At 74.3% G+C, this 19,572-nt stretch carries 16 protein-coding genes; 8 read left to right on the forward strand and 8 right to left on the reverse strand.

The features are described from left to right. Window positions 1–46: 46 nt before the first annotated feature. From CLV35_RS19090 to CLV35_RS19110, 5 genes are read left to right on the forward strand one after another with little or no spacing between them, the layout of a single operon-like run. Complete coding sequence (locus CLV35_RS19090) at window positions 47–1,321, forward strand: class-III pyridoxal-phosphate-dependent aminotransferase (protein WP_121195101.1); 1,275 nt, start codon at window positions 47–49, stop codon at window positions 1,319–1,321. Next, window positions 1,318–2,310, forward strand: a complete 993-nt coding sequence (locus tag CLV35_RS19095) for a phosphotransferase enzyme family protein (protein WP_121195102.1) — start codon at window positions 1,318–1,320, stop codon at window positions 2,308–2,310. The genes CLV35_RS19090 and CLV35_RS19095 overlap by 4 nt, the downstream gene beginning before the upstream one ends. A 44-nt stretch (window positions 2,311–2,354) precedes the next feature. Further along, entirely contained in the window at window positions 2,355–3,125 is a 771-nt protein-coding gene (gene fabG, locus CLV35_RS19100) for a 3-oxoacyl-ACP reductase FabG (RefSeq protein WP_121195103.1), read from the forward strand. Beyond that, window positions 3,122–3,925 (forward strand): GntR family transcriptional regulator, encoded by an 804-nt coding sequence (locus CLV35_RS19105; RefSeq protein ID WP_121195104.1) that lies wholly within the window; start codon window positions 3,122–3,124, stop codon window positions 3,923–3,925. The genes fabG and CLV35_RS19105 overlap by 4 nt, the downstream gene beginning before the upstream one ends. A gap of 10 nt (window positions 3,926–3,935) precedes the next feature. Next, window positions 3,936–4,316 carry a VOC family protein gene (locus CLV35_RS19110; protein WP_121195206.1) on the forward strand — a complete coding sequence of 127 codons (381 nt, stop codon included), beginning with the start codon at window positions 3,936–3,938 and terminating at the stop codon, window positions 4,314–4,316. A 7-nt stretch (window positions 4,317–4,323) separates the two neighbouring features. On the opposite strand, the gene CLV35_RS19115 is transcribed toward CLV35_RS19110, so the two are convergent. From CLV35_RS19115 to CLV35_RS19145, 7 genes are all read right to left on the reverse strand, one after another. After that, window positions 4,324–5,238, reverse strand: coding sequence for a dihydrodipicolinate synthase family protein (locus CLV35_RS19115; protein ID WP_121195105.1), 915 nt, complete (start codon window positions 5,236–5,238; stop codon window positions 4,324–4,326). A gap of 12 nt (window positions 5,239–5,250) precedes the next feature. Then, complete coding sequence (locus CLV35_RS19120) at window positions 5,251–6,297, reverse strand: right-handed parallel beta-helix repeat-containing protein (RefSeq protein WP_121195106.1); 1,047 nt, start codon at window positions 6,295–6,297, stop codon at window positions 5,251–5,253. Window positions 6,298–6,369: 72 nt separating this feature from the next. Further along, window positions 6,370–9,822 (reverse strand): ATP-binding cassette domain-containing protein, encoded by a 3,453-nt coding sequence (locus CLV35_RS19125; protein WP_231122066.1) that lies wholly within the window; start codon window positions 9,820–9,822, stop codon window positions 6,370–6,372. Between the two features lie 97 nt (window positions 9,823–9,919). Beyond that, entirely contained in the window at window positions 9,920–10,465 is a 546-nt protein-coding gene (locus CLV35_RS19130; protein ID WP_231122067.1) for a GNAT family N-acetyltransferase, read from the reverse strand. Between the two features lie 37 nt (window positions 10,466–10,502). Further along, the gene (locus CLV35_RS19135; protein WP_121195107.1) at window positions 10,503–11,849 is read right to left on the reverse strand and encodes an FAD-dependent oxidoreductase; all 1,347 of its coding nucleotides are present in this window, start codon (window positions 11,847–11,849) and stop codon (window positions 10,503–10,505) included. A gap of 49 nt (window positions 11,850–11,898) precedes the next feature. After that, on the reverse strand, window positions 11,899–13,287 hold the full coding sequence (locus CLV35_RS19140; RefSeq protein WP_121195108.1) for a nitrate/nitrite transporter: 1,389 nt from the start codon (window positions 13,285–13,287) through the stop codon (window positions 11,899–11,901). Between the two features lie 119 nt (window positions 13,288–13,406). Next, entirely contained in the window at window positions 13,407–15,338 is a 1,932-nt protein-coding gene (locus CLV35_RS19145) for a discoidin domain-containing protein (protein WP_121195109.1), read from the reverse strand. Window positions 15,339–15,454: 116 nt separating this feature from the next. On the opposite strand from CLV35_RS19145, the gene CLV35_RS19150 reads away from it, so the two are divergent. Then, window positions 15,455–16,855, forward strand: a complete 1,401-nt coding sequence (locus CLV35_RS19150; protein WP_121195110.1) for a Tat pathway signal sequence domain protein — start codon at window positions 15,455–15,457, stop codon at window positions 16,853–16,855. Here the strand turns inward: CLV35_RS19150 and CLV35_RS19155 are convergent. After that, window positions 16,809–17,630 (reverse strand): putative protein N(5)-glutamine methyltransferase, encoded by an 822-nt coding sequence (locus CLV35_RS19155; RefSeq protein WP_121195111.1) that lies wholly within the window; start codon window positions 17,628–17,630, stop codon window positions 16,809–16,811. The two genes, CLV35_RS19150 and CLV35_RS19155, sit on opposite strands and share 47 nt — an antisense overlap. A gap of 65 nt (window positions 17,631–17,695) precedes the next feature. Here CLV35_RS19155 and CLV35_RS19160 point away from each other — a divergent pair, with 65 nt between their 5' ends. Both CLV35_RS19160 and CLV35_RS19165 read left to right on the forward strand, forming a co-directional pair. Then, window positions 17,696–18,556: a fumarylacetoacetate hydrolase family protein gene (locus tag CLV35_RS19160; protein WP_121195112.1), complete on the forward strand. Its 861-nt coding sequence runs from the start codon at window positions 17,696–17,698 to the stop codon at window positions 18,554–18,556. After that, window positions 18,553–19,566, forward strand: coding sequence for a zinc-dependent alcohol dehydrogenase (locus CLV35_RS19165; protein WP_121195113.1), 1,014 nt, complete (start codon window positions 18,553–18,555; stop codon window positions 19,564–19,566). The genes CLV35_RS19160 and CLV35_RS19165 overlap by 4 nt, the downstream gene beginning before the upstream one ends. The last annotated feature ends 6 nt before the right edge of the window (window positions 19,567–19,572 follow it).

Here is a 19,572-nt window from a genome sequence, read left to right on the forward strand (position 1 = left end):
CATCAGCCGTCCCTGCCGGAAACACTTCCCGCACGATCCTGGGCGCATGACGACGGTGACGACCCTGCTGCCGGACCTGCCGATCGACAAGGACGAGGTCCTCGAGCTCTCCGACCGGTTCTGGAACCCGGGCAAGACGCGCTTCTGGTCGGACGCGGGCGTGCCGCTCGTCATCGGCGAGCGCTCGGGCTACGTGCTGACCGACATGGCCGGGCGCGAGCTGGTGGACATGCACCTCAACGGCGGCACCTACAACCTGGGCCACCGCAACCCCGAGCTGACCGCGACCCTCGTCGAGGCGCTGGGCCGCTTCGACATCGGCAACCACCACTTCCCGTCCGTCGCCCGCGCGGCGCTGGCGAGGGAGCTCGTCGCCAGCGCGCCGCCGGGGCTGAAGCACGTCGCCTACGGCAGCGGCGGTGGCGAGGCCATCGACATCGCGCTCAAGAGCGCGCGCTACGCCACCAAGCGGCGCAAGATCGTCTCGATCGTCAAGGGCTACCACGGCCACACCGGTCTCGCTGTCGCCACGGGTGACGCGAGGTACGCCGAGATCTTCCTCGCCGACCAGCCGGACGAGTTCGTGCAGGTGCCGTTCAACGACCTCGAGGCGATGGAGGCGGCACTCGCCCCCGGTGACGCCGCGGCCGTCATCCTCGAGACGATCCCCGCGACCTACGGCTTCCCCATGCCGGCACCCGGCTATCTGCGCGCCGTCAAGGACCTCTGCGACCTGCACGGCACGCTCTACGTCGCCGACGAGGTGCAGACGGGGCTCATGCGCACCGGCGAGCTGTGGGCCATCAGCAAGCACGACGTGCAGCCCGACGTCCTGGTGACGGCGAAGGGGCTCTCGGGCGGGCTCTACCCCGTCTCGGCCGTCCTGCTCGGAGAGAGGGCGGGCGGCTGGCTCGAGGAGGACGGGTTCGCCCACATCTCGACGTTCGGCGGCGCGGAGCTCGGCTGCGTGGTGGCGCTCAAGGTGCTCGAGATGACCCAGCGCGTCGAGACTGCGGTGCGGGTAGCCGAGCTCTCGGCGCTGTTCGCCGAGCGGCTGGGCGCGCTGCGTGACGCGTTCCCCGACTGGCTCGTCGAGGTCCGCCAGGACGGGCTCGTCATGGGCCTGGTCTTCGCCACGGCCGAGGGCGCCAAGCCGGTCATGCGCGCGCTCTACGAGTCCGGCGTCTGGGCGATCTTCTCCTCGCTCGACCCACGCGTCCTGCAGTGGAAGCCGGGCCTGCTCCTCGACGACGAGACCGCGCTGCGGGTGCTGGACCGGCTGGAGGCCGCCGTGGCCCGCACCGCGGAGGGGCACGCGTGACCGCGCAGCCCGCCGCCGCTCCGGCGACCTGGGAGGAGCAGGCGGCCAGGGCGCTTCCCTGCTACGGGCTCGAGGGAAGTGCGGTCCGCCTGCTCAGCGTCTCCGAGAACGCGACCTTCCTCGTCCAGCCAGAGGGCGCCGAAGCCCTGGTGCTGCGGCTGAACCGTCCGGGCTACCACTCCCGCGACGCGATCGAGAGCGAGCTCGCGTGGGTCTCCGCGCTCCGCGCGGAGGGGGTGGTGCGTACGCCGCCGGTCATTCCCACCGTGTCGGGCGAGCGCGTCGCGGTGCTCGCGCCGGGCGGGCGCCACGCGGTCCTCTTCGCGCACGTGCCCGGCGTGCACCCGGACGAGACCAGGCTGCTGCCCTCGTTCCCACGCCTGGGCGCACTCACCGCGCGCCTGCACGCCCATGCCCGGGGCTGGTCCCGGCCGACCGGCTTCCAGCGGTTCCGCTGGGACGCTGACACGTCGATCGGCAGCGGCGGGCACTGGGGCCGGTGGCAGGACGGGCTGGGCGTCGGCCGCTCGGAGCTCGAGGTGCTCGGTGCCGCCGCCGGGCTGGTGCGGCGCAGGCTCGCGGGCTACGGCGACGACCCGGACCGGTTCGGGCTCGTGCACGCGGACATGCGGCTGGCGAACCTGCTGGTGGACGGCGACGACGTGACGGTCATCGACTTCGACGACTGCGGGTTCAGCTGGTACCTCTACGACCTGGCCGCCTCGCTGTCGTTCATCGAGCACCTCCCGGAGGCGCCCGAGCTCGTCGCCGCCTGGGTCGACGGCTACCGCAGCGAGGCGCCGTTGAGCGACGGGGACGAGGCCATGCTGCCCACCTTCGTCATGCTGCGCCGGATCCTGCTGCTCGCGTGGATCGGCTCGCACTCGGAGACCGAGCAGGCCCGGGCCATGGGCGTCGGGTTCACGCGCGACAGTTGCGAGCTGGCCGAGCGCTTCCTCACCTCGGGCGGCGGGTCGCTCTGGCCATGACCGGCACCCTCCCGCACACGGACCAGAAGGCAGGTGGCAGCAGGATGTTCGACGTCGACGGCCTCTCCATAGTGGTCACAGGTGGTACGCGTGGCATCGGCCGCGGCATCGCCGCGGTCTTCGCGCGGGCGGGCGCGCAGGTGCTCATCACCGGGCGCGACGAGGAGCGCGGACACCTGGCGGCGAAGGAGCTGGGCGAGCTCGGCGGCCGGGTGTCGTTCGTCGCCGCGGAGGCCGCGAGCGCGGCCGACGCCCAGGAGGTGGCTGCTGCGGCTGCCGACCGCCACGGCGGGCTCGACGTCCTCTGCGCCAACGCGGGCATCTTCCCCGAGTCGCCGCTGTCGACGATGAGCGAGGCCGACATGGACCTCGTCTACGCCACCAACGTCAAGGGCACGATGCTCGCTGTGCGCGCCTGCCTGCCCCTGCTCGTCGCGAGCGGCCGGGGTCGCGTGGTGCTGACCTCCTCGATCACCGGTCCGGTGACGGGCTATCCCGGCTGGGCGCACTACGGCGCGAGCAAGGCCGCGCAGCTCGGCTACATGCGCACGGCGGCGGTCGAGCTGGCACCGCACGGCATCACCGTCAACGCGGTGCTCCCCGGCAACATCGCCACCGAGGGACTCGCCGAGATGGGCGAGGACTACCTGCGCTCCACCGAAGCCGTCATCCCCCTCCGCCGGCTCGGCTCCGTGGAGGACATCGGGCACGCAGCGCTGTTCTTCGCCTCGCGCGAGGCGGGCTACGTGACCGGGCAGGCGCTGGTGGTCGACGGGGGCCAGGTGCTGCCCGAGTCGCCCTCGGCCCTGGCGTGACGGGCGCCGCCGGGGTCGACACCGCGCCCGGCGCCGTGCGGGCGCGCCTGGGCAGCACGGCGGAGCAGGTGCGGCACCGGCTGCTGGTGCTGGCCGCTGCCCCCGGGCAAGGCCCCGGGTCGCGGCTCGGCGGTGAGCGCGGGCTCGCACAGCAGCTGTCGTGCAGCCGCTCGACGCTGCGCCAGGCGCTCGCGTCGCTCGAGGACGAGGGCGTGGTGCGCCGGGTCCCCGGGCGCCGCGGCGGCACGTACGTCGCGGGACCTCGCGTGCAGCGCGACCTCGGCCTCCTGCGCGGTGTGCCGGCGATGCTCACCGAGCAGGGCTTCGCCGCCGCGACGCGCGTGCTCGCGGTGCGCGTCGTCGCCGCCTCCCTGCGGACCGGCACCGAGCTGCGCCTGGCGCCCGGCGCGCCGGTGGTGGAGGTCCTGCGACTGCGCTCGGCCGACGAGGTGCCCCTCTCGATCGAGCAGGCGGTGCTCCCGGCGGCGCGGTTCCCCGACCTGCCGCGACGCCGCCTCGACGGCTCGCTCTACGAGCTGCTGGCCGGGGCCTACGGCGTGCGCCTGGGCGCGGCCGACGAGCGGATCACCGCCGTGGCCGCCGGTCCCCAGGAGGCGACCACGCTGGGGGTGGCGGTCGGCGCTCCCCTGCTGGCGATCACGCGCACGACGGTCGACGCCGACGGCTCGCCCTTCGAGCACGCCCACGACCTGTTCCGCGCCGACCGGGTCGAGCTGCGGGTGACGAGCTCCGGCGAGCTGACGGACGCACAGCGGACCACGGCGTACGCCCGCTGCTAGCGTGCGCCGGGTGCACCGGAGCCGGTTCTCGACCCTGTTGATCGACACGCCCGCCGCCCAGGCCGGGTCCACTGCGGGCTTCTGGTCGTCGGCCCTGGGCGTGCCGGCCCGGCCGGTGGAGGGCGAGGAGCAGTTCACCGACCTGCCCGGCGCGTTCCCCGACCTCGTCGTGTCGGTCCAGGCGGTCGACGACGCGCCGCGCTTCCACATCGACATCGAGACCGACGACCTCGACGCGGAGACCGCGCGCCTGCTCGCCCTCGGGGCCGTGGAGGTCGGGCGCTGGCTCGACTGCAGGACGCTGCGGGCGCCGGGCGGCCACCTGCTCTGCGTGATACCGCAGCACAGCGACGACGAGACGTTCGCGCGGCTGGCCCGCACCTGGCCCTGACGGCCGCTCAGGCCCAGCGGAGCACGAGCGGGTCCCTGCGCCGGGCCAGCTCGACCAGCTCGGCGCGCACCACGGGCGAGGGCTCGGGGAACGGCGACCGGCAGCGCGCCGAGCCGATGACGCCGCCCTCGGCGAGCAGCACCTTGGCGGCGGCGAGGCCGACCTGCCGGTTCTCGTAGTGGATGAGCGGGAGCACCGCCTCCCACCGCGCGACGGCCGCGTCGCGCTCGCCCGCTGCGTAGTCCGCGACGACGGCGGCCAGCACGTCGGGCACCGACGCCGAGCTCATCGTGGCGGTGACGCCGGCGTCGAGGTCGGGGACCAGCGTGATCGCCTCCTCGCCGTCGTAGAGCCCGGGGAGGTCGTCGCCGGCGGCGGTGGCCAGCGCGCGTACCTTCTCGGCCGTGCGGGGCATCTCGATCTTCGCGTGGCGCAGCTGCGGCACCCGTCGGGCGAGCTCGGCGATCAGGTCGACGGACAGCAGCGTCGGGCTCATGGGTGCGTCCTGGATTATGACGTCGACCGCGAGGCCGTCGGTGACCCGCTCGAACCAGTCGACGACAGCGCGCGCGGGCACGGACATCGTGGCGCCGAAGAACGGCGGCATGAGCATCACGACGTCGGCACCGCGCCGCTCGGCGTCGAGGCAGCGCTGACGGGCGATGCGTGCGCTGTAGGAGCTGGTCGTCACGATGACCGGCACGCGGCCGGCCACGTGGCCCATCGTGGTCTCCAGCACCGCGAGGCGCTCGTCATCGCTGAGCGAGAACTGCTCGGAGTAGTTCGCCAGCACGCAGATCGCCGCTGAGCCCGCGTCGACGAGGAAGTCGGTGACCCGCCGCTGCCCGTCGAGGTCGAGCCGCTCGTCCTCGTCGAAGACCGTGGGCGCGACGGGGATGACGCCGCGCAGCACCTCAGCCACGAGCTGCCTCGCTCACGGCACGCACGGCAGGTTGCTGGTGCCGGCAGCCGCACCGGTGTCGTCGCACCGCACCACGGTGCCCAGCGCGGGGTCGGCTGGCTCGACAGCCACCACGTAGCCGGGGACCCCGCCCTGGACGGTGTTGCCCGCGAAGAGGTTGCCCGTGCCCCAGCCGGGGAGCACCGAGTGCACCTGGAAGGCGTCGCGGCACGGGGCGGCTGTCGGGCACGCGGTCGCCGGGCCGGTGCCGCGGTTGCCGCTGACGGTCCAGCCGTTGCCCTTCACGTCGACCCACGAGTCGGCGAACTGGCCTCCGGCGTAGGCAGTGTTGCGGAAGGTGTTGGCGCGGATCACGCCTCCGGTGGTGCCCTCCTTGACGTCGACCGCCTCGGCGGTGGTGTCGGAGAACGCGTTGCGCTCGACGACCACCCGGTCGCTGCGGTCGGGGCCGTGCCCGCCGTGCTCGCCGAAGCGGACGCCCTTGTGCTTCGAGCGCCAGTTGGTGTGGGCCGAGCCGACGTAGACGCCCTCCCCGAACTGCGCCTTGACGCGGCCGGTGCGGCGGACCGTGGAGCGGCGGACGACGCCGTCGGACGAGGACGAGCGGAAGTGGATGCCCTCGGCACCGACGTCGTGGACGTCGACCGAGTCGATGACGGTGCCCACCGAGCCGTCGAGCACGATGCCCTTGTCGGCCCGCGCGACGGTGAGGCCGACGACCCGCCAGTGGTCGCCGGTGATCCAGAGGCCGTAGTGGCCGGACACCCCGCCGCCGGTCACGACCGCGCGCCGGCTGCCCTTGAGCGTGATCGGCTCGCGGGCGGTGCCGTTGCGGCTGGCGGTGAAGCCCCGGTGGGTGTCGTAGGTGCCGTCGGCCAGCGAGACGACGTCGCCGGGCCGGGCGTGCGCGAGCGCGGCGACCAACTGCGCCGACGTGGCGACGCGGACGACCTGGGCGCGGGCGGTCGCGGCGTTCGCTGCCGGGGCGGCGGCGGTCACGAGAGCTGCGACGGCCCCGAGGGCGACGAGCGGACGCAGGACGGGGAGCCTGAGGTGCACGGAGCGGGGCCCTTCTGGGACGGCGGCGGAGCCGTGCCAGCATCGCACGGCTCCTCGCCAGCGGGCCGGACCTCAGGCGGCGAGGTGCCCCCACCGCTCGGCCAGCTCGCCCCACGTGCCGCTCGCCACGACGCGGCCGTCCTCCAGGACCACCACCCGGTCGGCGCGTGCCAGCGCCGAGCGCTTGGAGCTGGTGCCGATCACCGTGGTGCCCTTGCGGCGCAGCCCCTCCCACAGCTCGAGCTCGGTGCGGGCGTCGAGCGCGCTCGACACGTCGTCGGCGACGAGCAGCTCGGCCTCTGCGGCCAGCGCCCGCGCGAGCGCCAGGCGCTGCACCTGACCGCCCGACAGGCGTACGCCGCGCTGCCCGACGACCACGCCGTCGCCGCCCGCCGCGGCGAGGTCGGCGTGCAGCCGCGCGGTCTCGAACGCCGGCTTGGCGTTGCGGTCGTGGTCGAGCGTGACGTTGTCGACGAAGGAGACCGACAGCACGCGCGGCACCTGCCCGACGTAGGCGACCTGCCCCGGGCGCAGGAAGTCCTCGGGCGAGGTGACCTCCTGCCCGTTCCAGAGCACCCGGCCCTCGTGGTCGACGAGGCCCGCGAGGCTGCGCAGCAGGCTCGACTTGCCGGAGCCGACGCGGCCCGCGAGCAGCACGACGTCGCCGCGGTCGACGGTCAGGTCGACCTCCTCGACGCCGACGGTCCCGTCGTCGTGCACGGCGGTGAAGCCCTCGAGCTGCAGCCGGCGCAGCGGCACCCGCGACGGGCTCTCGGGCAGCGGGGCGGTGCCCTTCACCAGGTCGACGCCCGGCGGCAGGCTCACCAGGTCGGGCGTGCCGGCGTACTGCGCCGCCGCCTGCAGCCAGCGGTTGGCCACGGGCGCCTCGGTGACGGCGGCGCCCATGACGATGCCGAACCAGCCGTAGCCGCTGACTGACGTCGCGACCAGCAGTGCGCCGGCGACACCCCACTGCCCGGCGGCGTAGGCCGCCCACGCGGCGACGACGCCGCCCTGCACGAGCACCTGCGGCACGCCGTTGAGCAGCGTGCGTACGCGCCACTCACGGATGTGGACGGCGATCCGTCGCCGGTCGACCGAGCGCAGGTGGTGCTCGACCGCCGCGGTCGCGCCGGCGAGCTTGATCGTGCGGCTCGCCTCCAGCGCGGAGGCCAGAGCACGGCCGAACTCCGCGCGCTGGTCACCGGCCAGTCGCGCGGCCCGGCCGGCAAGCGGCGCGCCACCCGCTGAGACCAGTGCAGACAACAGCAGCACACCAGCGACCACTGCGAGAGCCAGCCAGCTGCCGCTGAGGATCGCGGTGGCGGTCACCGCGACGACGGCGAGGACGATGTCGACCCAGCGGTCGGCGTACCAGACCAGCCGGTCGGAGTCGAGGGCGCGCGCGGTGACCTCGCCGGCCGACGACTGCTCCAGCCGCTGCTGCATGGTCTGGCCGCGCAGCACCGCGAGCCGCAGGCGCAGGCTCACCCCGACCCACCACAGCGGGTAGATGCGCACGGCGAAGGCGACCGCGAACGGGCCGATGATGACGCACACGGCGAGCACGGTCGCGGCCGCCCACGGCGTCTGGCCGGCGCGCAGGTCGGCGACGAGCTTGCCCCACAGCCAGCCGGTGAAGGCGCCCGAGACGCCGACCAGCGAGGTGAGCCCGAAGCCGATGGCCCCGAGCAGGCCCCAGCGCCGGTGGGTGCCCAGCACCCGCAGCATCGTGCGGGGCAGGCTCGGCCGCACGGGGTGCACCGGGCGCGGCTCGCGCCGGCGCTCGGTGCGGCTCAGCGGCGCTGCGCGCTCGCCGGTGGTCTGCTCGACGCCGGCGGCCGCGAGCAGCTCGTGGAACGGGCCCGGCTCGGCGGCCAGCACGGCCCGCGGGCCGCTCTGCACCACTCGGCCGGCGTCGAGCACGGCGACCGAGTCGCAGCGCTCGGTCGTGGCGAGCCGGTGGGCCACGACCAGGCCGGTGCGCCCCGCGAGGAGCTTCTCGGAGGCGCGCACGACCAGGCGCTCGGTCTCGGGGTCCATGCGCGCGGTCGCCTCGTCGAGCACGACGACGCGGACGTCGCGGACCAGCAGCCGCGCGAACGCCACCAGCTGCTGCTCCCCCGCCGACAGCGTCACGCCGTCGGGGCCGAGCAGGGTGTCGAGCCCGTCGGGCAGCGCAGCGAGCCACTCGCCGAGCTCGAGCGCGTCGAACGCGGCCTCGACCTGCTCGCGCGCCACCGGCGCGAACAGCGTGACGTTCTCCAGCAGGGAGGCGGCGAGCAGCTCGGTGCGTTGGGTGACGACCCCGACGGCGCGGCGCAGGGACTCGAGCTCGGTGTCGCACACGTCCTGCCCGCAGACGAGGACGGTGCCGGGCGGCGGCTCGACGGCGCGCGAGACGAACGAGGTCAGCGTCGACTTGCCCGACCCGGTGCGGCCCACGAGGGCGCAGGTCGTGCCGGCGGGCACGACCAGGTCGACGTCGCGCAGCGCGAAGGACGGGCCCTCCTCGTCGGCGAAGGCGAAGGTGAGCTCGCGGAAGCGGACGTCGGCGGGTGCGTCCGGGAGCGGCCGTCCGCCCACCGGCTCCTGCGGCGTCTCGAGCAGGCTGCTGATGCGCGTGAGCGCTCCCAGGCCGGCCTGGATCTCTGGCAGGTGGTGCGCGACCTGGTTGAGCTGGCCGACGAAGCTGCTGGCCAGCAGCCAGATCGTCACCAGTCCGCCGACCTCCAGCGTGCTGCTCGAGACCAGCGCCACGCCACCCACTGCGAGCGCCGCGAGCATGCCCTGCACGACCAGCCCGGTGCGCAGGGTCGTGGTGCCGGAGGCGGTGGCGGTGGCGCGTACCCGCTCGAAGAGCGCGGCGCAGCGCGACGCGTACTGCCTGAGCACGTGCGCCTGGCCGAGCGCGGTCCGCACGTCGTCGCGCCCGGCGACCGCCTCCTCGAACTGGGCGGCGTGCTCCGACCAGGCGATCTCCTCGGCCAGCTTGCGCTCGGCGATGATCCGGGCGCTCGGGCGTGCGCCGAGCCACGCCGCACCTGCGGCCAGGGGGAACGCGACCCAGGAGCCCGGCCAGCTCAGCCCGGCGACGAGCCAGGCGAGCACGCTGCGGAGCAGGGCGCGTACGACGTTGACGCCGGTCGTGCGCATCAGCCGGCCGGTCTGGTTGACGTCGTCGTCGACGCGGTCGATGACCTCGCCGACCGCCTGCTCCTGCAGGGTGCGCAGCGGCTGGCCGAGCGCGGCGCCCAGCAGGTCGACGCGCAGCACGTGCTCGGCGCGGCCGACGACGTCGGAGGCGACGGTCGCCCCGAGCGCGTCGAGGACCCCCGAGCCGAGCAGGAAGACGGCCAGCACGGCGACCAGCGCCCAGCGCGACCCGGTGCCGCCGGCGAGGCGGCCGCCGACCACGGCTCCGGCCGTCTCGGCCGCCGCGGCGAGGGTCAGCAGCACCAGCGCCACGGTCAGCCCGCGGCGTCCGAGCCGTCGCCAGTCGAGCGGTGCGGGACGGGCAGGCACAGGGATGCTCCGGAGTCGGGGGCTGCAGCGTGGGAAGCGCTCGGCGTCGTAGCCGGGCGCCTGCTCCTGGCGGCCCGGCAGCGCGGCGCTGCCCAGGCTACCGGCCCGGGGTGCCCCGGCGCTCCTGCGTTTCTGCGCTGCTCCTCGGAGAGCGACCCTGCTCCTGCTCCGGCCGGAGGACCTTCTCGAAGCAGAGCGAGAACGGCACGACCTCGTAGGGCGGGTAGATCGGGATGGGCGTCCAGCCGAGCTTCTCGTAGAGCGCCACCGCGTCCGGCTGCCGGTCACCGGTCTGCAGGATCATCCGCGCTGCCCCGCCGGCGCGCGCCACCTCGAGCCCGGCGTCGACCAGTGCGGTGGCGACGCCGCGGCCGCGGGCCGCACCCGTGACGACCAGCCGCTTGAGCTCCCACTCGTCGCCGTGCCGGCGCACCGCCACGTGGCCCAGGGCGCTGCCGTCGTCGTCGAGCGCGAGCAGGGTGGCAGCGAGGTCGGCGGCCTCGACGTGGAGAGCACGCGCGACCGCGTCGGGGTCGGGGTTGGGCCGGTCGCCGTAGCGCTCGAGCATCTCGGCGTCCATCTGGCGGCGCAGCTCGACCGCCCGCTCGTCGTCCCAGTCGACCTGCTCGATGCGTACGCCCACCCCGACAGTGTGCCGGGGCGTCCCTGGTGCCTCGGCGTCAGGCCCCGGCGGCGCGCAGGGCGGCGGCGACGAGGTCGTCGCGGCCGACGATCTTGGTGCGCCCGCGGCCGAGGCTCTCGCCCAGGGCGAGCTCCGCCTGCTCGATCGCGCGCCACCCCGACCAGGTGACGACGTGGACGCCGCGCGAGGCGAGCAGCTCCAGCGCGTCGCCCGTCCCACCCGGCTGAGGCAGCCGGCCGGCCGCGGCGTCCTCGAGCAGCGTCGCCACCGTCTCGTGGGCGTCGTGCTTGTTGGTGCCGATGACGCCGCTGGGGCCGCGCTTGATCCAGCCGGCGACGTAGACGCCGGGCACCGGCTCGCCGGCCGCGTCGACGACCCGTCCGCGCTCGTGCGGGATCGTGCCGGAGCGCTCGTCGAACGGCAGACCCGGCACGGCCACGCCGCGGTAGCCGACCGACGCCACCACCATGCCGGCCTCGACGCGCTCGGTCTCGCCGGTGCCGGTGGCGCCGCCGTGCCCGTCGAGCACGCAGCGCTCGAGCTCGACGCCCGCGACGCGCTCGGTGCCCAGCACCCGGACCGGGCGCTGGAGGAAGCGGACGCGCAGCGTACGGCTGGCGCCGGCGCGCGGGCGCTGCGCCCACTCGCGCACGACGTCGAGGTTGCGCCGTGCGCCGGGCTCTGCGGCGAGCCGCTGCTCCCCCGCCGCGTCGACCGCGAGCTCGGCCGGCTCGACGACGACGTCGACGCCGGTCAGCGAGCCGAGCTCCTTGAGCTCCTTGGTCGTCCAGCGCGCCTCGGCCGGCCCGCGCCGCCCGACCAGCGAGACCGACTCGATGGGGCTGGCGCGCAGCACGTCGAGAACGTGCGGCGGCACGTCGGTGCGGGCGAGCTCGTCGGCGGGGCGGAGCAGGATGCGGGCGACGTCGACGGCCACGTTGCCCATGCCGACCACGACGACGTGCCGGGCAGTGTCGGTGAAGGCGTCGATGCGGGTGTCGGGGTGGCCGCAGTACCACGACACCAGCTCGGTGGCGGTGAAGCTGCCGGGGAGCCCGTCGCCTGGGATGCCGAGCCCGCGTCCGGCGGAGGAGCCCGACGAGACGAGGACGGCGTCGTAGCGCGCGCCGAGCTCCTCGAGCGTGATGTCGGTGCCGACCTCGACGTTGCCGAGGAACCGGACGTCCGGGGAGTCGAAGACCTTGGCCAGCGAGGCGCTGATGGAGCGGATCTTCTCGTGGTCGGGTGCCACGCCGTAGCGGACCAGGCCGTAGGGACAGGGCACGCGGTCGTAGACGTCGACCTGCGCCGGCCCGTGCGCCACCAGCGACTCGGCGGCGTAGATCCCCGCCGGGCCGGAGCCGACGACGGCCACCCGGAGCACGCGGTCACTCTCGCACCCGGCCCGTACGCCGCGCCACCCGCCCCGGCGGTCAGACGGCCGGACGGCCCGGGCGCGGCCGGACGTAGACGGCCCAGGTCACGGCGCAGCACACCGCGTAGTAGGCGAGGAAGGCGACGTAGGCGCGGTCGCCGGCCCCGGTGTCGAGGAACGACTGGCGGAACGCGAGGTTGACCAGCACGCCGCCGAAGGCGCCGATCGCGCCGGCGAGCCCGATGAGGGCGCCGGAGCGGCGACGCGCCAGGAAGTCCTGCTGCTGCGGGTCGGCACCGGCTGCCTTCGCCGCCGAGGCCTTCGCGCGGAACAGCGCCGGGATCATCTTGTAGACCGAGCCGTTGCCGATGCCCGAGAAGGTGAACAGCCCGACGAACCCGACGAGGAAGAAGCCGAGCGAGTGCTGTGTCGAGGCGACCAGGACGACGACCGCTGAGGCGGCCATCGCGGCGAAGTTGGCCAGCGACACCCGAGCCCCGCCGAACCGGTCGGCGAGCAGGCCGCCCAGCGGCCGCACCAGCGAGCCGAGCAGCGGGCCGAGGAAGGTGAGCGAGGCCGCCTTGACCGGCGTGTCGAACTCGGAGTGGAACTGCACGGTCAGCACCTGGCCGAAGGCGAAGCCGAAGCCGATGAACGAGCCGAAGGTGCCGATGTAGAGCAGCGAGACGACCCAGGTGTGCGGCTCGGAGAGGATCTCGCGCATCGCGCCCTTCTCGTTGCGGGCCTGGGCGAGGTTGTCCATCGTGAGGGCCGCACCGAGCGCTGCCACCACGACGAGCGGCAGGTAGACGCCCAGCAGGATCCGCGGGTGCTCCTTGCCGGCCGTGGCCAGCACGAGCAGGCCGACCAGCTGCACGACCGCGACGCCGACGTTGCCGCCCCCGGCGTTGAGCCCGAGGGCCCAGCCCTTCTTGCGCTCGGGGTAGAACGCGTTGATGTTCGTCATCGACGACGCGAAGTTGCCGCCGCCGACGCCTGCCAGCGCGGCCACGACCAGCAGCGTGCCCAACGAGACCCCCGGCCGCAGCACCGCGGCACCGGCGACGAGCGGCACGAGCAGCAGCAGCGCCGACACGACCGTCCAGTTGCGGCCGCCGAAGCGCGCCACGGCGAAGGTGTAGGGCAGGCGCAGCACCGACCCGACGGCGGTCGGCGTCGAGGTGAGCAGGAACTTCTGAGCGGGCGTGAAGCCGTACTTCGGCCCGAGGAAGAGCACGAGCACCGACCACATCGACCACACCGAGAACCCGATGTGCTCGCTGAAGATGGAGAAGCCGAGGTTGCGGCGGGCCACCCGCTCGCCGGTGGCGGCCCAGAACACCGGGTCCTCGGGGCGCCAGTCCTCGATCCACCGGCCCCGGCGCTGGGCCGGGACGGCGAGGCGGGTCGGCTGAAGGTCGAGCTGTGGCTGCGTGGTTGCTGTCATGTGCCGGACGCTAGGGACGCGCCGTTTCGGCTCGATGCGGCCCGCTTGTCGTTCGTGCAACGGTCTCCGCACGCCCGGGCGCTCCGGCGCGTGAGGAGACCGTCCCTCGAGCGACCCGCTCAGTCGTAGAAGCGCAGGTCGGCGATGCTCCACCAGCTGCCGCTGGAGCCGGTGGAGGTGATGCGCACGTAGCGGGCCCGGGTGCGCGGCACGTCGACGTCGGTCACCTGGCCTGTGCCGACCCCGGTGGCCACCGTGCGCCAGGTCGTGCCGTCGTCGCTCACCGACAGCGCCCAGGAGCGGGCGTAGTCGCCGAGGTTGCCGCCGCTGTCGACGGACACCCGTCGGAAGTGCGTGCGCTCGCCGAGGTCGACCGTGAGGTGCTGCCCGGGCGCCTGCGCCTGGCCGCTCGACCACCGCGTCGAGCCGTCGCCGTCGACCGCGGCCGCCGGGCCCTCGCCGGCCGGGCTGGCCGTGGCGGTCGCGCCGGAGGTGTCGAGCAGGTCGAGCTTGTCGTCGAGCACGCGGCTGCGCGGCCACGTGAACGTCGCGAGCGACCCGCCCGGCAGCGTGTAGTCGAACGACCGACCGCCCTGCGCCACGGTGAAGCTGCGGGGGTCGTCGTTCTCGTTGTGCACCACGAGGGCGGTGGAGCCGTCGGGGTTGCGGAACGCGACGTCGGTGAGCTGGCCGTTCCAGCCCGGCGTGCCGTAGGAGCTCGACGCGATGCGCACGGCCCCGGGCTGCACGAACTTCGACAGGTGGCCGATCGTGTAGTACTCCGCGTCGGTGGTGACCGAGCCGTCGGGCTGCAGCGTCACCAGGCCGGTGCACGTGTCGCACCCGCCGTTGTGCGGGCCACCGGTGCTGTCGAGGGCGACGTTCCAGGTCACGACGGACTTGGCCCAGTTGCGGGTGGTGCCGACGGTCAGGGTGCGCGCGTGCCAGGTGAGCGTGCCACGGAAGACCTGTGCGGGCGTGTCGGTCGGGCCGTGGGAGCCCGAGCACTCGGTGAACCAGATCCCCTTGCCGGGGTGCGCGGCGTGCAGGGCGCTCTGCGCGCCCGGGTCGCCGGAGTAGCAGTGGTACGCGGTCCCCGCCACCCACTGCGCGGCCGGGCTGTCGAGGACCTCGTAGGGGTAGTCGGTCTCCGGGCTCTCCCCCGGCGGCGTCGTGGCCACGTCGTCGGGGTGCGTCGACCAGTTGTGGTCGTAGGCGAGGATCTTGGTGCGGGGGCTCGCCGCCTGGAGCATCGGGCCGAGCGCCTCGATGACGGCGACCTCCTGGCGCACCGGCATGTCGGTGCCCGGGTAGGCCTTCGGCGCACGGTTCTGCGGCTCGTTCTGGACCGAGAGGTAGTCGACCGGGACGCCGGCCGCTGCGTAGGCCTGCACGAACCTCACCAGGTAGCGGGCGTAGGCGTCGTAGACCGCGGGGTCGTCCTTCAGCCGGCCGCCGACCAGCGAGTCCCCCGTCTTCATCCACGCCGGCGGGCTCCACGGCGTCGCCATGACCTTCAGCGACGGGTTCAGCGCCTTGGCCTGTCGGAGCAGGGGCAGCACCTGGGCCTCGTCATGGGCGACCGAGAAGTGCGCGAGCGGGAAGTCCGTCTGCCCGGGCGCGACGTCGTCGTAGGTGTAGTGCGTCGGCGAGGCGGTGAAGTCCGACGAGCCGACCGGCTGGCGGAGGAAGCTGATGCCGATGCCCTGCACCGGGTCGAACAGCGAGCGCATCGTCGCGTCGCGCTGCGCCTGCGGCAGCGACGACAGCACGGCGGCCGAGGAGTCGGTGAGGGCGGCGCCGAAGCCGTCCATGCTCTGGTAGGTCGCGCTGGGGTCGACGCGGATCGTGACCTGCGAGGTGTCGTGGGCGGTGAACGGCACGGGCGAGCGCTCGTGGAGCAGCTCGGCCCGGTCGACGGTCGTCACCCACACCCGCGCCTGCGGCACGGGGTCGCTGTAGGAGCTGGCGGCCTGCACGGCGGGTGCGCCGGCCAGGCAGAGGGCGACGGCCGAGCCGGCGGCTGCGGTCGCGACGGTGCGACGCCTCATGGTGATCTCCCTCGGGTCTCGGGACGACCCTGCTAGCAAACACCCGGACGCCCTTGACAACCCGGTCGGGGTCGTCTGGAGTGTGCCGGTCGACCTAGTCGAGGAGCCGCACAGCGATGACGCGTGCCACGTACGACCCCGCCCCCCTCCTCTCCCGCCGCGCGGTCATCGGCGGCTCCCTCGCGCTCGCAGCCGGCCTGGCCGGTGGACTGCCCGCTGCGTCCGCAGCGCCGGCAGGGCCGACCACGCCCCGCGGACTCGCTCCGGGCAGGTCGCAGGACGCCGCCTGTGCGTTCCTCGACGCGATGACCGACCGGTGGGCCGGCCCGGGCGCACCACGCCTGGCGCAGAGCTACTCCGACCAGAACGGGCTGTTCAGCACGGCGTTCGTCTACGACAACGCCCTCGCGGTCTGCGCCTACCTCGGCGGCACGCGCAAGGCCACACGGACCCGGGCCGTGCAGCTCGGTGACGGCCTGCTCTACGCCATGGACCACGACCCGGGCTACTCCGACGGCCGGCTGCGTCAGGCCTACAACGTCGGGCCCTACACGTTCTACGACGGCAGCCCGCAGCCCTACGGGTTCGTGCTGCCCGACGGCGACGCCAACATCGGCTGGCAGTTCGGCTTCCTCGGCACCGCGGTCGGCGACATGGCGTGGCCGGGCATCGCGCTCGTCCAGCTCGGCGCCCGCGAGAAGGAGGAGCGGTTCACCGCCGGCGCCGTCCGGATCGCCCGCTGGATCGTCGACAACGCGTACTCCACGCTGCCGCTCGGCGGCTTCTCCTTCGGGGTGGACGCGGCGAACCACAAGGTCCTGGCGCACTCCACCGAGCACAACATCGACTGCTACGCCTTCTTCACCATGCTCACCGAGCTGACCGGCGACGGGCAGTGGACCGAGCACGCGGAGCACGCCCTCGCCTTCGTCGAGGAGATGTGGGAGCCGGGCGGCGGGTTCTTCTACACCGGCAGCAACGACGGCATCGCGATCAACCCGAGCCCGAAGCCGCTCGACGTGCAGACCTGGAGCTGGCTGGCCCTGCGCGACGACCGCTTCGCCGCGAGCCTCGACTGGGCGGGGTCCACCCTCGCCGTGACGGACACGCCGACCTCACCGGGCAGCCAGCTGCCTGCCGGCACGACGTTCACCGGCGTCACGTTCAGCGACGTCAGCAAGACCTCCGGCGCGTCCTACAACGGCCTGCCGGTCGACCCTGACGGAGTCTGGCTCGAGGGGACCGGCCAGCTGGTCTGTGCGCTGGTGGACCGGGACCAGGAGGGCGACTCCGCGAGGGCGCAGGCGCTGCTGGCGCAGGTGCGCGGGGTGCAGGCCACGCTCGGGGGCGGGCAGACCGTCGGTGGGCAGCCGGTGAGCGGTGGCATCGTCGCCGCCAGCTCGCTGCTCGACACCGGCTTCGGCTTCAGCTACGCCCAGTCCCAGCACGTGGGCGCCACGTCCTGGTACCTCATGGGGAGCCGGCACAAGAACCCGATGCAGTACCGCGAGCTGTAGGCGGGGTGCCGACGACCACCGTCGCGTCGAGCTCCTCGGAGCGCACCACGTGCGCGACCAGGCCGGCGTCGCGGAAGGCGCGCAGCGTACGCGGCGCCTGCTCCTCGCCGGTCTCGACCAGCAGCGAGCCCCCAGGGACGAGCCAGTCGCGCGAGCCGGCGGCGACCCGCCGCTGCACGTCGACGCCGTCGCGGCCGCCGTCGAGCGCGACCCGCGGCTCGTGGTCGCGCGCCTCGCGCGGCATCAGCTCGATGGCGGCGGTGGGCACGTACGGCGCGTTGCAGACGACCACGTCGACCCGGCCGCGCAGCCGGCCGGGAAGTGGTGCGTAGAGGTCTCCGGTGTGGACAGTGCCTGGACCGAGCAGGTTGGCGGCGGCGCAGGCGGTGGCCACCGGGTCGACGTCGACGGCGTGGACCTCGAGATCGGGTACGCGTGCGGTGACCGCCGCGGCGACCGCGCCGCACCCGCAGCAGAGGTCGACCAGCACTCCCCCGGCGGGCACGAGAGCCGCCGCGCGCTCGACGAGCAGCGCCGTACGCCGCCTCGGCACGAAGACTCCCGGTGCGACCGCGAGCCGCAGGCCGCAGAACTCGACCCACCCGAGCACCTGCTCGAGCGGGCGTCCGGCCACCCGCTCGTCGACCAGCGCGTCGAGGTGGTCGCGGTCGCGGGCGGCGGAGGTGAGCAGCGCCGCCTCGTCCTCGGCGAACACGCACCCGGCGGCCCGCAGGCGCGCCACGAGGGCGTCCTGTGGATCGAGGTGCCGCGGCATCGGGGCCTTCCGTTAGCCTGCGGAGCACTCGGCTCCGGTAGCAGGCCCACGATAGGAGATCGCCCGTGTTCCTGATGCGCATCGGCCCCGTCGGCGAGGAGCGGGCGGCCGTCCGGGTGGGCGACGACGCCTACGTCGACGTGTCCGACGAGGTGGGCGACTTCGACGAGCGCTTCTTCGGGAGCGGCGGGATGAGCCGGCTGCCCGAGGTCGTGGAGCGCCTCCTCGCCGCGGGGACGCAGCGCCCGGTCGCGGGCCAGCGAGTGGGTGCGCCGATCGCCCGGCCGCACCAGATCCTGTGCATCGGGCTCAACTACAGCGACCACGCGGCGGAGACCGGGCAGGCCGTGCCGGCCGAGCCGATCGTCTTCACCAAGTCGCCCAACACCCTCATCGGCCCCGACGACGACGTGCACGTCCCCCGCGGCTCCGAGAAGACCGACTGGGAGGTCGAGCTCGGCATCGTCATCGGGCAGCGCTGCCGCTACCTGCCCGACGAGGCCGCAGCCGCGGCTGCGATCGCGGGCTACGTCACCGTCAACGACGTCAGCGAGCGCGCCTTCCAGATGGAGCGCGGCGGCCAGTGGGTCAAGGGCAAGTCCTGCGAGACGTTCAACCCGTGCGGCCCGGTGCTGGCGACGCCCGACGAGGTGCCCGACCTCGCAGACCTGCCGATGTGGCTCGACGTCAACGGCGTGCGCCGGCAGACCGGGTCGACCGCGACGATGCTCTTCGGCCCGCACTTCATCGTCCACTACCTGAGCCAGTTCATGGTGCTCGAGCCGGGCGACCTCATCAACACCGGCACCCCGCCCGGTGTCGGCATGGGCCAGCGGCCGCCGGTGTTCCTGCGCCCCGGCGACGTCATGGAGCTCGGCATCTCCGTGCTCGGCAGCCAGCGCCAGCAGGTGGTCGCCGCGCCATGAGGGCGCTCGTCCTGACGGGCCCGCGCGCCGCGGAGGTGGTCGACGTCGACCCGCCGTCGGCCGGGCCGCGTCAGGCCGTCGTCGACGTCGAGCGCGTGGGCGTGTGCGGCACCGACCACGAGCTGTGGACCGGCGAGATGACCTACCTGCACTCGGGCCAGGCGTCCTACCCGCTGCGTCCCGGCCACGAGTGGTGCGGCGTGGTGTCAGCGGTCGGGTCCTCGGACGACGAGGCGTGGCTGGGCCGGCGCGTCACGGGCGACACGATGCTCGGGTGCGGCCGCTGCTCCCGCTGCCTCGACGGGCGCCAGCACGTGTGCGAGGACCGCTACGAGGTCGGCATCCGCCACGGCTGGCACGGCGCGCTCGCCGAGCAGCTGCTCATGCCGGTGGGCGCGCTGCGTACGCTGCCCGCCGCCATCGACGCGACGGCTGGAGCGCTCGTGGAGCCGGGCGCCAACGCCGTGCGCGCGGTGCGTGCGACGGGAGCCGAGCGGGGCCGGCGGGTGCTCGTCTGGGGGCCGGGGACGATCGGCCTGCTCTGCGCCCAGTTCGCGCTGGCCTCCGGCATGGAGGTGCACGTCGCGGGCGTCACGGCGGAGTCGCTCGAGCTCGCCCGCGGCCTGGGCGTCACGGGCACCTGGCCGGCCGACGAGCTGCCCGCGCTGCCCTTCGACGCGATGCTCGATGCGAGCAACGGTGCCGAGGTGCCGGCCAGGGCGCTCGAGCTGGTCGAGCCGGGCGGCCGGGTCGTCTGCATCGGGCTGGCGTCGAGGCCGTCGCTGGTCGACACCCGCGCGATGGTGCTCAAGGACGTGACGACGGTCGGCGTGCTGAGCGGCTCGGGCGGCTTCGAGGGCGCGATCGAGCACTACGCCGACGGCCGGGTCGACCCGAGGCCGCTGGTGGCGGCGACGGTGGGGCTCGACGGCGCGGCCGCGGCGCTGGCCGGCCAGCGGCTTGCCGCTGCCGGGCGCGGACCGAAGATCCACATCGACCCCAGGCTCTGAGCGGGA

The organism is Motilibacter peucedani, assembly GCF_003634695.1.
GTDB classification, from domain to species: Bacteria; Actinomycetota; Actinomycetes; order Motilibacterales; family Motilibacteraceae; genus Motilibacter; species Motilibacter peucedani.

Coding starts and splice junctions, on each gene's coding strand:
- fabG (WP_121195103.1), top strand. CDS start 2,355: ATGTTCGACGTCGACGGCCTCTCCATAGTGGTCACAGGTGGTACGCGT.
- CLV35_RS19150 (WP_121195110.1), top strand. CDS start 15,455: ATGACGCGTGCCACGTACGACCCCGCCCCCCTCCTCTCCCGCCGCGCG.
- CLV35_RS19155 (WP_121195111.1), bottom strand. CDS start 17,630: ATGCCGCGGCACCTCGATCCACAGGACGCCCTCGTGGCGCGCCTGCGG.
- CLV35_RS19145 (WP_121195109.1), bottom strand. CDS start 15,338: ATGAGGCGTCGCACCGTCGCGACCGCAGCCGCCGGCTCGGCCGTCGCC.
- CLV35_RS19165 (WP_121195113.1), top strand. CDS start 18,553: ATGAGGGCGCTCGTCCTGACGGGCCCGCGCGCCGCGGAGGTGGTCGAC.
- CLV35_RS19140 (WP_121195108.1), bottom strand. CDS start 13,287: ATGACAGCAACCACGCAGCCACAGCTCGACCTTCAGCCGACCCGCCTC.
- CLV35_RS19090 (WP_121195101.1), top strand. CDS start 47: ATGACGACGGTGACGACCCTGCTGCCGGACCTGCCGATCGACAAGGAC.